This is a genomic window from Emticicia sp. SJ17W-69 (assembly GCF_051209875.1).
In the GTDB taxonomy this organism is placed as follows: domain Bacteria; phylum Bacteroidota; class Bacteroidia; order Cytophagales; family Spirosomataceae; genus Emticicia.
Genome location: NZ_JBNTQY010000001.1, coordinates 1765721 through 1779506 on the forward strand (window position 1 = coordinate 1765721; position 13786 = coordinate 1779506).

The window sequence follows — 13786 nt, forward strand, 5'->3', positions numbered from 1 at the left end:
AAACAAAACCTGCAAGGTCTGAAAAGACCTTACAGGTTTTAATAGAGCCTTAAAAACTAAAATTCAAACGACCGAATACATAACGTCCATTATAACCACCTTGATTAGGCTGATATAATTGACGACCACGATTAGAATTATCACGTCCTGAACTATAATCAATTGAACCAATGGCATTACGAGGATCAATATTAATTTGTTGAGGATATACATCAAAAATATTATTGGCACCAACTGATACTGATAACATTTTATTGATTTGATAAGCTGCAACGATGTCTGTAATCCAAACGGGAGCAAATGTTTGGTCAATAATCGTATTATCTTGTTTGCCATCAGTTCCATGCCAGTAAACTGTATTCCAATAGGTACCATCTGCTTTTTTCGCATTTGGGTCAGTTGCATTTTTATAAGAAACTTCTCCAAAACGAACTGCTCTAACATTGATGTTAAATTTGCCAATGGCATAATTTGCACTCAGATTCCATTTGTCTTTTGGTAAGTAATTTTCTAACAAAGCCACTTGGTTTCTGTCAAATAATTGCGTGCGGAACCATGTACTTGGATTAGTTGCTGGGTCATTATTTGAAGCCAAATCAATCTTTTCTGTACCTTTAATCGCAGTAACTTTTGTTTCGTTGAAGTTTAAAGCAACTGATAACGTTAATTTCCCTTTTCCAACATCCAATTTTTCGCTTGCAACTACATCAATACCTCTGGTACGAGTATCGGCCGCATTGGCAAAGAATTTTACTGAACTGATTCCTGCATAAGCATTGTTATATTTGGCATCGTTTAAGCCTAATTGACCTGCACTAAAACCTCCAGAATAAACAATACGGTCTTTGATGGTAATTTGATAAGCATCAACTGTTAATGTCAATTGTTTCGCAATTCGAGTGGTTAAACCTAATGAAAGATTGACTGATTTTTCAGGTTTCAATGCTGCTACGCCAATAATGTCACGAGCAATCGGATTATCATTATTGACTGTCAATGTATTGGCAGGTAAACCGCTGATAAATTGTGTACTTGTACTATTGAAATAACGTTCTTGTAAAGTTGGAGCTCTAAAACCTGTACTTGCCGCACCACGTAAAGCCAAACCATCAATGATTTGTAAGCGGGAAGCAATTTTACCATTGACTGTTGAACCAAAATCAGAATAGTTTTCAAAACGACCTGCTACATCCATTAATAATTTCCCCATTTCTGTTTCAACATCAGCATATAAAGACTGACTATTACGAGATTTATTGATGGCGTTGCCTGGTTGATAGCCAGGAAATACTTGCGAACCCGGCAAAGCAGCAGTTGTTCCTTGAGCAGGGCCTCCTTCGGTCAAAGGTGCAGTTGGAACAATAACTGATGCACCACTGATTGGACTATAGGATGCCGTTTCTCCTGCAACAATTTGGAAATTATCTATACGAAACTCTCCACCAAAAGCTAAGTTTACGTAGTTAGACGAGCCTGCTTTGGGGTAGTTACGAGAAAAATCAATATTACTGGTATTTTGCATAAATTTCAACGTACCAGCATCAAATTCAGTTTGACCTGTTCTCAATGTTGCATTTCCTGAATTAAAAATCGTATAGGCAAAATTGTTTCCTCCAAAAGTATTACTCACATCAAAATTCCATTTATCATTAAGCTTTGTTTTGAATCCTGCTGATAATGAGTGATCATTGATATTTGATTCAATTCCTGGAAGAAAGCCATTTGGGTATAAGAGTGATGTACCATCAGCCAATAAAGGTTGTTGCGAACGAGAAACAGGAATACGAGCATTACCAAAAGATTTACCATTTTTGTAAGACAAGCCTCCAGTAAAATAAACTTCTGATTTCTTACCAACAGGGATGCTACCATTAGCAAAAACCGAAGCATTGACCGATGAAGAGTTCCCAATAATCATATTATGGCGATCGTAGCCATTTTTTGCAACAAGTGCAGCATCATTTTTTAACAAAGTATTACGAAAATCGGCCGTTACTTGTCCAGATGGGGTCGCTGGGAAACCACCTGATGTACCTAAATATTCTGTTGGCACATTGTCTTCTCCCGAACGGTTGGTGCGTCCACGAGTAGCATATTGCCCACTAAGTGTCAAATTTCCACCTTTTCCTAATCGAAGACTTTTTGATAAATCAAATTGGAAAAGTCCACCATCAGTAATTTTTTGCGTTTTATTATCAATACCACCATTGATATTTGGAGCATTATAATTCATGGTAGTCATATTAGTCCCACCTGTAATTGAAGCAGAAAGCCCTTCATAGTTTTTCTTCAAAACAACATTAATTACACCAGCAATGGCATCCGAACCATATTGTGCAGCAGCACCATCACGCAAAACTTCGATACGCTCAATGGCTGAAACTGGAATCGCACTTAAATCAGTTGGCACCGAACCACGACCAACCGAACCATTGATATTAACCAACGAAGACATGTGTCGTCGTTTACCATTTACCAAAACCAATACCTGAGTCAAACCACGCAAAGATGCTGGGTCGATATGGTCAGAACCATCAGAAATGGTTTGGCGATTTGAACTAAATGAAGGAGCAACATAATTCAAAATTTGTCCGATTTCCACTTGTGGAAATGATTTTAATTCTTTTGTGCTAATCACATCGACAGGGGCAGGTGTATTAATATTTGTACGTGCGGTTGTTGAACGAGAACCTACCACCGCAACTTCTGACAAAGCAGATGCCGATTCCTCAAGATTTACATTTAGATTATTATTGTCACCCACTCTAATTTCTGCAGTTTTAAAACCAATGAATGAGAACACCAAAATCTCACCTTTATCAGCATTGATTTTAAAATTACCCTCTGCATCACTTACGACTCCACGTTTTGTTCCTTTAATACTGACACTTGCCCCAGGAATTCCTTCACCGTTTTTACTTGTTACTTTTCCTGTAATTGGATTTTCTACTACGTTTGGGATGATGATTACTTCATTTAAAGTAGTAGGGGCAGACTGGCGATTCAAGATAATTTTATTTCCATTCACCTTAAAGCCAATATTTAATGGCTTTAGAAGCTCTTCAAGTACAGTCGATAATTTTTGTTGTTTTACATTCAACGAAACAAATCGGCTACTTTTGATAAGTTTTGAACTAAAAATAAATTTTACATTGGCTGATTCTTCGATTTTACTCAAAGCATCTTCAAGGTTCTGTTCTTTCAATTGAAGTGAAACCTCACGGTCTAATACCTCTTGGGCATTACTATCGTGTGCATAGCTGAGTCCAGTGAAAAGAAGAGCCAAACAAAACTGCAAGAGGCTCAATTTCATAATTTTTGTAATTAATGAATTGGATTTTGTAAAAAATGACATAATTTTAAGAGTTTTTGATGATTTTGTGATTAAATGAGACAAAAACATTCCCGATTCTCTTTAACAAGAGAAACTCGAATTTTGGCGAAGCATCGCACCGTCGAATTCAATTCGGGGAAATTACTTCGGTGATGTTGGTAGCGTCACCGATTTTTTATTTTAGGTTGAATCAGATGAATGATAAATTGATTTTTATAGGTTTGTATTTTTGTAATTTTATTTTTACGTTTTCCTTAATTTTTGCACCCTTTGCTATTGATAACAACTTGACCATCAATGAGTTGGTATTGAGCTTCGATGGCATTACAAACTAATTCTAACTTCCCATAAAGTGGCTCATCGGATAATGAAGCTGTTACAGGACACTCCTTTAAAATTTCTTCGTCATAAACAATCGAAATGCCATAGGCTTTTTGGATAGTTGCAAATACTTTTGCTGCTGAAACATCTTTAAATTCAAAATTATAAGAAGGCATCTCTGAAAGCATCTCAGGTTGCTCAACCAATGATTTTGAAAAATTACTTTTCTTTTTGTCAAAACTTATTTGTTGATTCGGTACAATTACAACACCTTCTACACTTTTAGACTGATTTCCATTCAGTTGGATACTATTTTTTATTTCATCTAATCTAAAAACAGATACTTTACCTGTACGAACCACTACCTCAATATCTTTCTGACCTTTGTATGATTTTATATTGAAACTTGTCCCTAAAACCTTAGTAACCAGCTCATTAGCAAATACAAAAAACGGTCTTTTGGGGTCTTTAGCGACTTCAAAAAAAGCCTCACCATCTAAATATACTTCCCTTTTTTCTTCAGTAAAATTTATTGGATAACTCAAACGACTGCCTTTTTGAAGCAAAATAGATGAGCCATCATTCAAAGTAACTAATAAAGGTTTATCTGCATTATTTTCTTTTTCAATAAGTGGCACAGAAACATTGGCTACCAATTCTTTATAGATATGCGATTTACCATCATCTTGATTAAAATACCACCAGCCAATACTTAATAACAAAATTACTGATGCCGCAGCCACCCATCGAATAGGGCGGCGATAACTTATTTGAAGAGATGGGTTTTCTTCTTCTAATAATAATTCTATTTTACCATTCAAAATATTAAATTTTGCTTCGATTTGCTCACGATTCCATTTTAAAGAAAGTTTATCTAATAGTAAGCATGCTTCCCGAACTAAATCTTGGCGTTCTGGCTGGAGTTCTGCCCAATCTTCCCATTCTAAAATATCTGCTTCGTCTTTTCTATAATAATAATTCAGAAAAGATTCATCTAATAAAAGGTCATCAACTGTTACTCGGACGGTGTACCGCACTGATTTACTTTTCATGGAATTTATAGGGTTGTACGTATAAAAGAATAATATTTTGCTATATAATTACAGAGAAAAGTTTTCATAAAATCTTCCTAATTTTTCTGAATTATTTTTAAAATAATCTGTAAAGTGCTGATAATAAAGTATATATGAATATTAAATATTCACCGAGTGTCGGTCGCTTGTGCAAAATTATGATAAAATTCCTTTTAGTTTTTTGATACCTTCATGTAGAACTTTGTAAACTGTATCGGTTTGAAGGCCTGTTTTTTCTGAAATTTCTTTAAAACTCATTTCTTCAAAGTATTTCAATACTATGATTTCTTTTTGACGGGGAGAAAGTTGGTCGAGGGCAGTTTGAAGTTGTATTTTGAGCTTTGAATCTGACTCTTGTTTAATCAGAATTTCTTCATAAGATTGCGTCGAAAGAATAAAGGTTTCGGCATCTTCCCAATTGATTTTTTCGATACTATTTACTTTTTGTAATTCTTTGAAAATTCTTTTTTTGAGTGAAGTTTTAAGGTATGCTTCAAATGATTGGATTTCAGATAATGACTGGCGATATTTCCATAAGTCGCTGAATATCAGTTGAATACATTCTTCCGTAAGGTGGCTGTCTAAGCACCATTTTAGTCCGCTTCGGTAGAGTTTATTATAAAAAGTGTTGAACAAATACCCCAATGCTTTTTCGTCATCTTTGCGAAGGGCTTCTAAAAGTAAGCCATCAAGGTATTGGTCGTTGTTTTGATTCATAGATTAAAATTAAAATCCCTATTAGAGTTTTCAATTTTTAAGTCCCTCTCCTGTGGGAGAGGGATTTAGGGTGAGGTTACACAGCGATATTTTATGCAAAAACCAATTTTTTCATGTAATCTGCATCAACTTTTACGGCTTGCAGCGGTGTTGTATTATCAAAACGCTCTTGTTCAACTATATAATATTGCATGCCATTGGCTTTGGCAGTGCTTAATAATTTAGGGAAATCAATGCGTCCTGTGCCAATGATTGTTGAACCTCCAATTGGCCAAAATGGATCAGTTTGTTTTTCTTTTAACTCGATTTCCTTCATTTTATCTTCTTTGTAATAATCTTTGATATGGCATAAACGGAAACGGTCTTTGTACTTTTTTAACCATTCATCAGGATTTTCGCCTGATTTCACAATCCAATAAAGATCCAATTCAAAATCTACCAATTTAGGGTCAGTACCATCCAAAAGAATTTGTAGAGGTGAGGTGCCATCAGCAAATTTTTTGAACTCAAAATGATGATTATGGTAGGCTGTGCGTAAACCTGCTTTTGAAGTTATTTCACCTTGGCGATTTAAGCCTTCAGCTGCTTTTTTCCACTCATCTGATGTTTTTAAGCTTCCTAAGAAAGGATTTATCAAATATTTCATGCCGATACTTGCGGCATCATCGACCAATTTTATGAATGCTTTTTCTGTCTCTTTCTTTACCGTGAAGTCTGGATTGCAATGGCTACTGATCAGGCTCATGCCAAGTTCATCCATGTAGCTTTTGAATTCTTTGGCAGTCATCCCCCAAAATACACCTTTCTCTCCTTCAAAACTTTCAATTTGTTTATAACCAAAATTTGCCAAAGACTTTAAAACTCCTTTTGGGTCTTTAAGCATATCTTCTTTGACAGTCCATAATTGTAAGCCAAAATCTTTTACTGAGGGTTCTGATATAATTGATGAAGTTGCGGTTGAGTCACTTGATTTTTCTTCGGTTTTTGAAGAAGGTGTACAAGACCATAGTTCGTTGGCTATCAAAGGAGTAGCGGCGATAAGCCCTGTTTGGCGTAGGAAGTTTCTACGATTTACTTTCATAGTGATTAGTATTAAAGGGTTATAAGTTTATATCTACTTTCAAATGTAAATAGTAAATATAAATATTAATTCATTATATCATTTTAATAAGGCTCTTTTTTTTCTTATTTTGTAAATATTTAGCAACAAGCAATATGCTTTAGGCTGTAAGCATTATGCTTTTTGGTGGAATACTTTTTGCCTTTTACCTAAAACTTATTGCATAAAGCCCAAAAATTTGAAATATGTACGCAAAAATTATTTTACAAGCAGGAAAAGAAATTGCAGTTAAACGTCTTCATCCTTGGATATTTTCGGGAGCAATTGCTCGCACAGAAGGTAATCCAACAGATGGAGATATTGTTGAGGTTTTTGATAAAAAAAACAACTATCTTGCCACAGGACATTTCTATAAAGGAAGTATAGCAGTCAAGATTTTTTCTTATGTCTCGACTGAAATCAACGAACAATTTTGGTTAGAAAAACTTGAAATCGCTTATAACCTTCGTCAAACAATTTCTTACCAAGGTGGAGTAGGAGTGGTCAATTGTTACCGCTTGATTCACGGTGAAGGAGATGGTTTTCCAGGTCTGATTCTTGATTTTTATAAAGGAGTGATTGTTTTTCAAGCACATACGATTGGCATGTGGCGAGAGAAAGAGAAAATTGTGGCTGGATTAAAGCAAATTTATGGAGAATCGCTTTTAGCAATTTATGATAAAAGTAGCGAAACATTACCTGCCGAATTTTCGAAAACCATAGAAAACTCTTATATATTCACTCATTCACCCACTCACTCATTCACTCATTCAATTCCGCACGAAGTTTTAGAAAATGGCAATAAATTTTTGATCGACTGGGAAACTGGTCAAAAAACAGGCTTTTTTCTTGACCAACGTGATAATCGAGCTTTATTGGGACAATATGCAAAGGGTAAAAAAGTTTTGAATTCATTTTGTTATTCAGGAGGTTTTTCGGTTTATGCTTTAAAGGCAGGAGCGGAGTTGGTTCATTCGGTTGATGTTTCTAAAAAAGCAATTGAGCTCGTTAATCAAAATGTAGCTTTGAATTTTGGTGAAACTGATAAACACGAAGCCTATGCCGAAGATGTAATGAATTATTTGAAGAGGAATGATCAGTATTATGATTTAATCATTCTTGACCCACCAGCTTATGCAAAAAATATTGCCAAACGCCACAATGCCGTACAAGGGTATAAAAGATTAAATGTTGAAGGAATCAAAAGATTAGCAAAAGGAGGAATATTATTTACTTTTTCTTGTTCACAAGTTGTCGACCGTGAACTATTTTATCATACAATCGTATCAGCAGCACTCGAAGTTGGCAGACAAGTTCGTGTCTTACATCAACTTACGCAAGGAGCAGATCATCCTGTGAGTTTATTTCATCCTGAAGGAAGTTATTTGAAGGGTTTGGTGCTTTATGTTGAATAAAACATCTTCACTATCCTAAAAGAAAAAACCCCACCTATTGGTGGGGGATTTCTCAACTTTATAGCCATGAAAACTAATACTTTTTGAGGCGAGGTTAATCGCTGGTGTCTATCTTATGATAAAGATAGCTTTAATTCATTTAATTTCTTTCTAACAGATGTGTCTATTTGTGTATCACCGATACTCAAAATATAACCACCTATTAAATTGGGGTTTACCTTCTCTTCTAATACAATCTGTTTTCCAGTTGCATCTCCAACAATCTTAGTAAACTCTAATTTTTGCTCCTTTGTAAGGGGCGTAACTGTTGTTATCGTTACTTTTTGAATACCTTTTTGCTGATTGTATAATTTATCGAACTCTTCAGCAATTGAATATATCAAATTTTCTCTGTTCTTTTTAGTTAAGACGTTGAAAATTGAAAAAGTCACAGGATGAACATTTTTTTCAAAAGTTTTTTTCAGAATTGCCAATTTTGTATGGTGACGGACGATAGGATTGCCCAAAACCACTAAAAATTGACGGTTTTCTTCACAAATTGTTTTGAAAGAAATCATGTCGTTATTTACTTCATTAACGACTTTTTTTTCGGTTGCCAAGTCAAATAATGACTTGGCATATCTATAAGCAACTATTGAATCTGCCATTTTATTTAGAGCGAATACCCGATTGCTGATAGTGTATTACACAAATTTACAACCGAGGGGTTCAATAAAACAAATTTTGTTTCACAAATTTTGCAAAATCTTGTACAAATATTGCAAAAATGAATGCTGAATATGAAAAGTGATGAAAGTATTAATTTAATTTCGCATCAGAAATCAAACTTGATACTAATTCTTCTTGTGATTTTTTGTCAGCTAATTCTCTACGAATAACTTTTTCTGCAATTTCAATCGAGAAACTTGCCATATCTTTCTTCATTTGAGCAACCATTGCAGTTTTTTCTTGTTGAATTGCCTCACGTGCATCAGCAATGATTCTATTCCCTTCTAATACTGCTTTGTCTTTTGCATCAGCTACCATTTTATCAGTGATATTTTTTGCATCACGAATCATTTTGTCACGTTCAGCACGAGCTTCTGCCAAAATTTTATCGTTATCAGATTTTAATTTTGCCATTTCGGCACGTGTTTCTTCTGCCAAACGAAGAGCTGATTCAATTGATTCCTCACGCTCCTTTAATGAAGAAAGGATAGGTTTCCAAGCAAATTTTTTCAGGAAGAAAACTAAAATTCCGAAAACTAATGCCATCCAAAATAACAGACCAATGGCTGGGGTTAGCAATTCCATATTAATATAAAATTATTGAATTAGTGAAAATTGATTTAATTTGGAAATTTAACGATTTAGAAATTTGAAAATATTTTCTTAACTACACTTAAGTATTATTTTAAAATTTTTGATGGTCAAATCTCAAATCTAGATTTTATTTTTTAGCAAAATTGTCAAGGGTAAAGTATGAAACCTGCACCGACACCTAATGTGAACGGAGCAGGTTATCACTCTTAAATAAGTCGTTTGCTATTGTTTCTTACGCTAATTTGAAAGAAATCAACAAACAAATAACGGCTGCAAATAACGCAACGGCTTCTACAAGGGCTGCGATAATGATCATCATTGTTTGGATTTTGTTAGCAGCTTCTGGTTGACGAGCAACGCCTTCCAATGCACTACCACCAATACGACCCAAACCAAGACCTGCACCAATTGCAGCAAGACCAGCACCAACTGCAGCACCCATTACTGCGAATCCACGTCCGCCATCAGTGGCAGCTTGTAAAAGAACTTGTAAAAAAGACATGATAAAAACAATTTATATAAGTGAAACAAAAATGCAAAATAGTCGATAAATAGTCAACGGTCGATAGTAAGTCTTAACTGTGGACTTGTGGTCTATCATCAGTGGACTAAAAAATCAATGTCCGTGGTCGGCCTCGTGGTGTTCTTCGATAGCACTTCCAATATACATTGAAGTAAGTAAAGTAAAGATAAAGGCTTGCAAGAAAGCAACCAAAAGCTCAATTGCATTCATAAACAATGTAAATAATGTAACCACCCCACCTACTGCAAAACTTTTGAAGATAAATATCAATCCAAGTAAGCTTAGGATAATGATGTGTCCCGCTGTAATATTAGCAAAAAGACGAATAGTTAATGACATTGGCTTCATAAATACACCCGCAATCTCAACAACCCACATCAAAGGTAACATCAATGTTGGCACACCTTCAGGTTTTACTAAGTGTAACCAATAATGTTTATTGGCATTGATATGTGTAATAATGAAAGTAATTACAGCTAAAAATAAAGTAATTGTGATATTTCCCGTTAAGTTAGCACCACCTGGAATTAATCCTAATAAGTTGTTGATTAGGATAAAGAAAAACAAAGTAAGCAAGTAAGGTAAATAGTTCTCATATTTTGCCCCGATGTTAGGTTTAACTACTTCGTCACGGATAAAGAAAATAATGGGCTCAATGAAAGATTGAATACCTTTTGGAGCTTTTCCACGATTTTTAGCAAAACTTTTAGCCACCGTTGACATCAATAATATCAAGATTATGGCACTTAATAACATTGAGGCAACATTTTTAGTAATGGATAAATCCCAAACATGCACTTCTTCATCCAATCCACCTTGTGGATTTAAACGATGAATATGTTCGTGGTTATTAATATAACCATTATAAACGCCATGCCCTTCAGTAAATCTTGCTGAAGAGAATATTTCAAGGCCATTTTCTTTGGTATAAAGAATTACAGGTAAAGGGAGGGTTAAGCCATGTGCAAATTCCCACTCGTGAGAGTCAGAAATGTGGTGCATAATCATTTGACCGATGTCAAATTTTTCTTCTTCATGAGTAGCCTCTTTGCTTTCGTGATGAGCTTCGTGTCCTTCTTGTGCGAAAGAAAAGTTTATCGAAAATACCGATAATGAAAGAACGAGTAGGAGTTTACTTGTAATCGTACGCAACATATTATTTTAATTATTCGGTCAATTAAATAAGTGAATTTGTCACTTTTCTGAATTATGCCGCAATTTACGACTTAAATTCCAAATCTCAAAAATTGTATAAAATAAATATAGTACAAAAAAGTTTAGAATGAATAATTCTTGGTTTGGAAGACCTAAGTAAAGCTCAATACCAATGAAGATAAGACTTAAAATTAGTCGTAAAACTACGGTTGAAAGGTAAAATGGTATGAAATTTTTCTGTTTTTCTCTTAAACCAAACTCTATGACTCGGTGAAATAGAAAAGAAAATGCAACAAAAAAGCCTAAAATCAACCATTTCTTTGGGTGTAATAAGTAGTCGATTCCAAAATATTTGGCTAAGAAAAATACAATTATTAGTATGACTGTTAGTATGACTGTTCTAATCATTTTTAATTTTTAATTTTTTGGAATTTGCCTGATTACATTGTACAGCGAAACCCCAATGGAAGTTAGCGATAAGATAAGTGTTGCGATTGGATTTTTATTGGCCATTTTTCCATCAATCCAATAACCTGCCCAAGTGCCTAAACCAATCGTAAGTGCCATTTGTAAGCCAATTTGTGTAAAAATTAGCCAATTTTGTTTGTCTTTCATAGGTTTTAGGTATTTGTAGTCAGGTATTGGGGTTTAGGTAATGCTATTGGAAAATCTCTGTGATTGATATGGCTTTATGGTAAATTCGTTAAAAATATTACAAGATCCTGTCTGTCTTGTAAATCTTTTAAAATCCTGTTAAATTTTAGTGTAATTTTTATATTCGCCAATTCGCCAACCTGTTAGTTTTTCCAATTGCATTAATATGAGGTTTTTTAATGAATATTTTTTCTGTTTAATATCAAAATCAAACGCCCAACTCATCTTTTCGATGCGTGGTTGAATGACAGTTGGGTGTGTGCCTTCAAAAAGACTTAGAGAATCTATTCCCGAATAGTCAAAAGCAAGATGGGCTGGTTGCTGCTTGTCGAGTTCTTGATCGGAATGCCAAAAATAAGATAATCCTCGAATTTTCTCAGTCATTTTATTCGGTGGTTTCACCCAACCATAGTGATAAATAAAGGCCTCGATTGCTCTTACTTTCAATTTGGCATTATCTTTTTTTCTAAAGCCTTGAGCATCTCGATACGATAAAACATTTTGTGTATGTCGAATAATCCTGATTTCATTACGGTACCATTTTCGAGAATCAGCTACATATTTATAGGAACCATAAAAATGGATGTATTTAAAAAGAAGCCCTTCTACCACAAGTTCATGCTCATATCTTTGCATGGCTTCTTTGATTGTTTGATGGTATTGCTCATGCACAATTTCATCACTTTGTATATAAAATGCCCAAGTAGTATCATTACTTACAGCCGCTAATGCTTTATCTGTTTCGATTGCCAACACTTTTCCATCTTTTCTCAGTGAATCGTCCCAAATGGTTTCGATGATACGGATTTTTTCTGACTTTATTGATTGGATTAATGCCAAAGTGTCATCTTCAGAGTTTCCAACTGCTACCACAAATTCATCACAAATGGGCAAGATGGAAGTAATTGCTTCAACAACTGGATAATCATATTTAATAGCATTTCGGACAATCGTAAAACCAGTAACTTTCATATTGAATTGAGTGAATGGGTGATTTGCGATTGAGCGATTTATGATTGAGGTTTGATTATTGCTAATGCCAAAATCACACATTCAAAAAATCACAAATCACTCATTGATTTATGCAGCAAATTTACCAAATAAAAAGTAGCATTTCGCACACCTTCATAACCATATTTTAGAGCTTCGTCTAAAAGCATGGGCCGATTAAGTATTGAAGTTGCATAATTAATACCCATTTCTTGTAATTCTAAAGGCGTAACATCCAATGTGCCACAGATGGCTGCTATAGGAATATTGGATTTCGTTGCTTGATCGGAAATCCCTTTAATGAGTTTTCCTTGCAATGTTTGTCCATCAATTTTGCCTTCTCCTGTAATAATTAATTGAACATCTTTGAGATGCTGATTGAAATTGCAAAAATCCATCAATAATTTTACACCTTCTTGCAGTTGTGCATCTAAAAAAAACATTGCTCCAAAACCTAATCCTCCTGCTGCACCTGTACCTGCTATTTGGGCAAAATCTTTTCCAAAATCTCTTTTAATAATGTTAGCGATATTTTCTAAGCCTTTATCTAATGTTTGTACGGCCTCCTTGTTGGCCCCTTTTTGTGGAGCATAAATATACGCTGCACCATTTTCACCAAACAAAGGATTGGTTACATCACAAGCAACAACTGGTTTAATATAAGTTCTTTTTGGCTCAATAATCTTTTCAATTTTAAGTAAATTTTCTCCAATTGGGACTAGTTCTTCGCCTCTATTATCTAAAAAACGCCAACCTAAAGCATGAGCCATGCCGATTCCTGCATCATTGGTGGCACTACCTCCAATACCTAAAATGATGTGTTCAACTCCAGCCTCAATAGCTGCATTGATAAATTCACCTGTTCCTAATGTGCTGGTTATTAATGGATTGCGTTCTTCTGTATTCAATAAACGTAAACCAGAGGCAGTTGCCATTTCAATAAAAGCAGTTTTACCGTCGGCAGAAATACCATATTCAGCTTCAATGATTCGACCGAGTGGGTCATGAACTTTTATTTGCTGCTTTTTGCCCTTAGAATACCACAACAACAAATCTAATGTACCTTCGCCGCCATCTGCCATTGGAAGGCTAACCACCTCAATTTCTGATGAAACCATCGCTATTCCCTCAGCCATAGCTTGGCAGACTTGTGGAGCTTCAAGCGAACCCCTAAATTTATCGGGAGCAAGTAATATTTTCATT

The 13786-nt window shown here is 34.9% G+C and carries 12 protein-coding genes; 1 reads left to right on the forward strand and 11 read right to left on the reverse strand.

What is annotated here, in order from left to right:
- Positions 1-49 precede the first annotated feature (49 nt).
- The 4 genes from ACQUQZ_RS07225 to ACQUQZ_RS07240 form a co-directional block, all read right to left on the reverse strand.
- Positions 50-3313 (reverse strand): TonB-dependent receptor domain-containing protein, encoded by a 3264-nt coding sequence (locus ACQUQZ_RS07225; protein WP_435354200.1) that lies wholly within the window; start codon positions 3311-3313, stop codon positions 50-52.
- A 275-nt stretch (positions 3314-3588) separates the two neighbouring features.
- Complete coding sequence (locus tag ACQUQZ_RS07230) at positions 3589-4707, reverse strand: FecR family protein (RefSeq protein WP_435354201.1); 1119 nt, start codon at positions 4705-4707, stop codon at positions 3589-3591.
- A 177-nt stretch (positions 4708-4884) separates the two neighbouring features.
- A complete protein-coding gene (locus ACQUQZ_RS07235) occupies positions 4885-5445 on the reverse strand; it encodes an RNA polymerase sigma factor (protein WP_435354202.1) in 561 nt (186 codons plus the stop codon).
- Between the two features lie 91 nt (positions 5446-5536).
- Positions 5537-6526 carry a sugar phosphate isomerase/epimerase family protein gene (locus tag ACQUQZ_RS07240; protein ID WP_435354203.1) on the reverse strand — a complete coding sequence of 330 codons (990 nt, stop codon included), beginning with the start codon at positions 6524-6526 and terminating at the stop codon, positions 5537-5539.
- A gap of 224 nt (positions 6527-6750) precedes the next feature.
- Between ACQUQZ_RS07240 and ACQUQZ_RS07245 the strand changes: the two genes are divergently transcribed.
- Positions 6751-7959, forward strand: coding sequence for a class I SAM-dependent rRNA methyltransferase (locus ACQUQZ_RS07245; protein WP_435354204.1), 1209 nt, complete (start codon positions 6751-6753; stop codon positions 7957-7959).
- 113 nt (positions 7960-8072) lie between these two features.
- On the opposite strand, the gene atpH is transcribed toward ACQUQZ_RS07245, so the two are convergent.
- The 7 genes from atpH to ACQUQZ_RS07280 form a co-directional block, all read right to left on the reverse strand.
- Complete coding sequence (gene atpH / locus ACQUQZ_RS07250; protein WP_435354205.1) at positions 8073-8606, reverse strand: ATP synthase F1 subunit delta; 534 nt, start codon at positions 8604-8606, stop codon at positions 8073-8075.
- Between the two features lie 151 nt (positions 8607-8757).
- A complete protein-coding gene (locus ACQUQZ_RS07255) occupies positions 8758-9252 on the reverse strand; it encodes a F0F1 ATP synthase subunit B (protein ID WP_435354206.1) in 495 nt (164 codons plus the stop codon).
- Positions 9253-9493: 241 nt separating this feature from the next.
- Positions 9494-9763, reverse strand: a complete 270-nt coding sequence (gene atpE / locus ACQUQZ_RS07260; protein WP_238804874.1) for a F0F1 ATP synthase subunit C — start codon at positions 9761-9763, stop codon at positions 9494-9496.
- A 114-nt stretch (positions 9764-9877) separates the two neighbouring features.
- Positions 9878-10939 carry a F0F1 ATP synthase subunit A gene (gene atpB, locus ACQUQZ_RS07265; RefSeq protein ID WP_435354207.1) on the reverse strand — a complete coding sequence of 354 codons (1062 nt, stop codon included), beginning with the start codon at positions 10937-10939 and terminating at the stop codon, positions 9878-9880.
- Positions 10940-11356: 417 nt separating this feature from the next.
- On the reverse strand, positions 11357-11554 hold the full coding sequence (locus ACQUQZ_RS07270) for an AtpZ/AtpI family protein (RefSeq protein WP_435354208.1): 198 nt from the start codon (positions 11552-11554) through the stop codon (positions 11357-11359).
- A 138-nt stretch (positions 11555-11692) separates the two neighbouring features.
- Complete coding sequence (locus ACQUQZ_RS07275) at positions 11693-12565, reverse strand: glycosyltransferase family 2 protein (protein WP_435354209.1); 873 nt, start codon at positions 12563-12565, stop codon at positions 11693-11695.
- A gap of 89 nt (positions 12566-12654) precedes the next feature.
- Positions 12655-13785 (reverse strand): glycerate kinase, encoded by a 1131-nt coding sequence (locus tag ACQUQZ_RS07280; RefSeq protein ID WP_435354210.1) that lies wholly within the window; start codon positions 13783-13785, stop codon positions 12655-12657.
- Between the last annotated feature and the right edge of the window lies 1 nt (position 13786).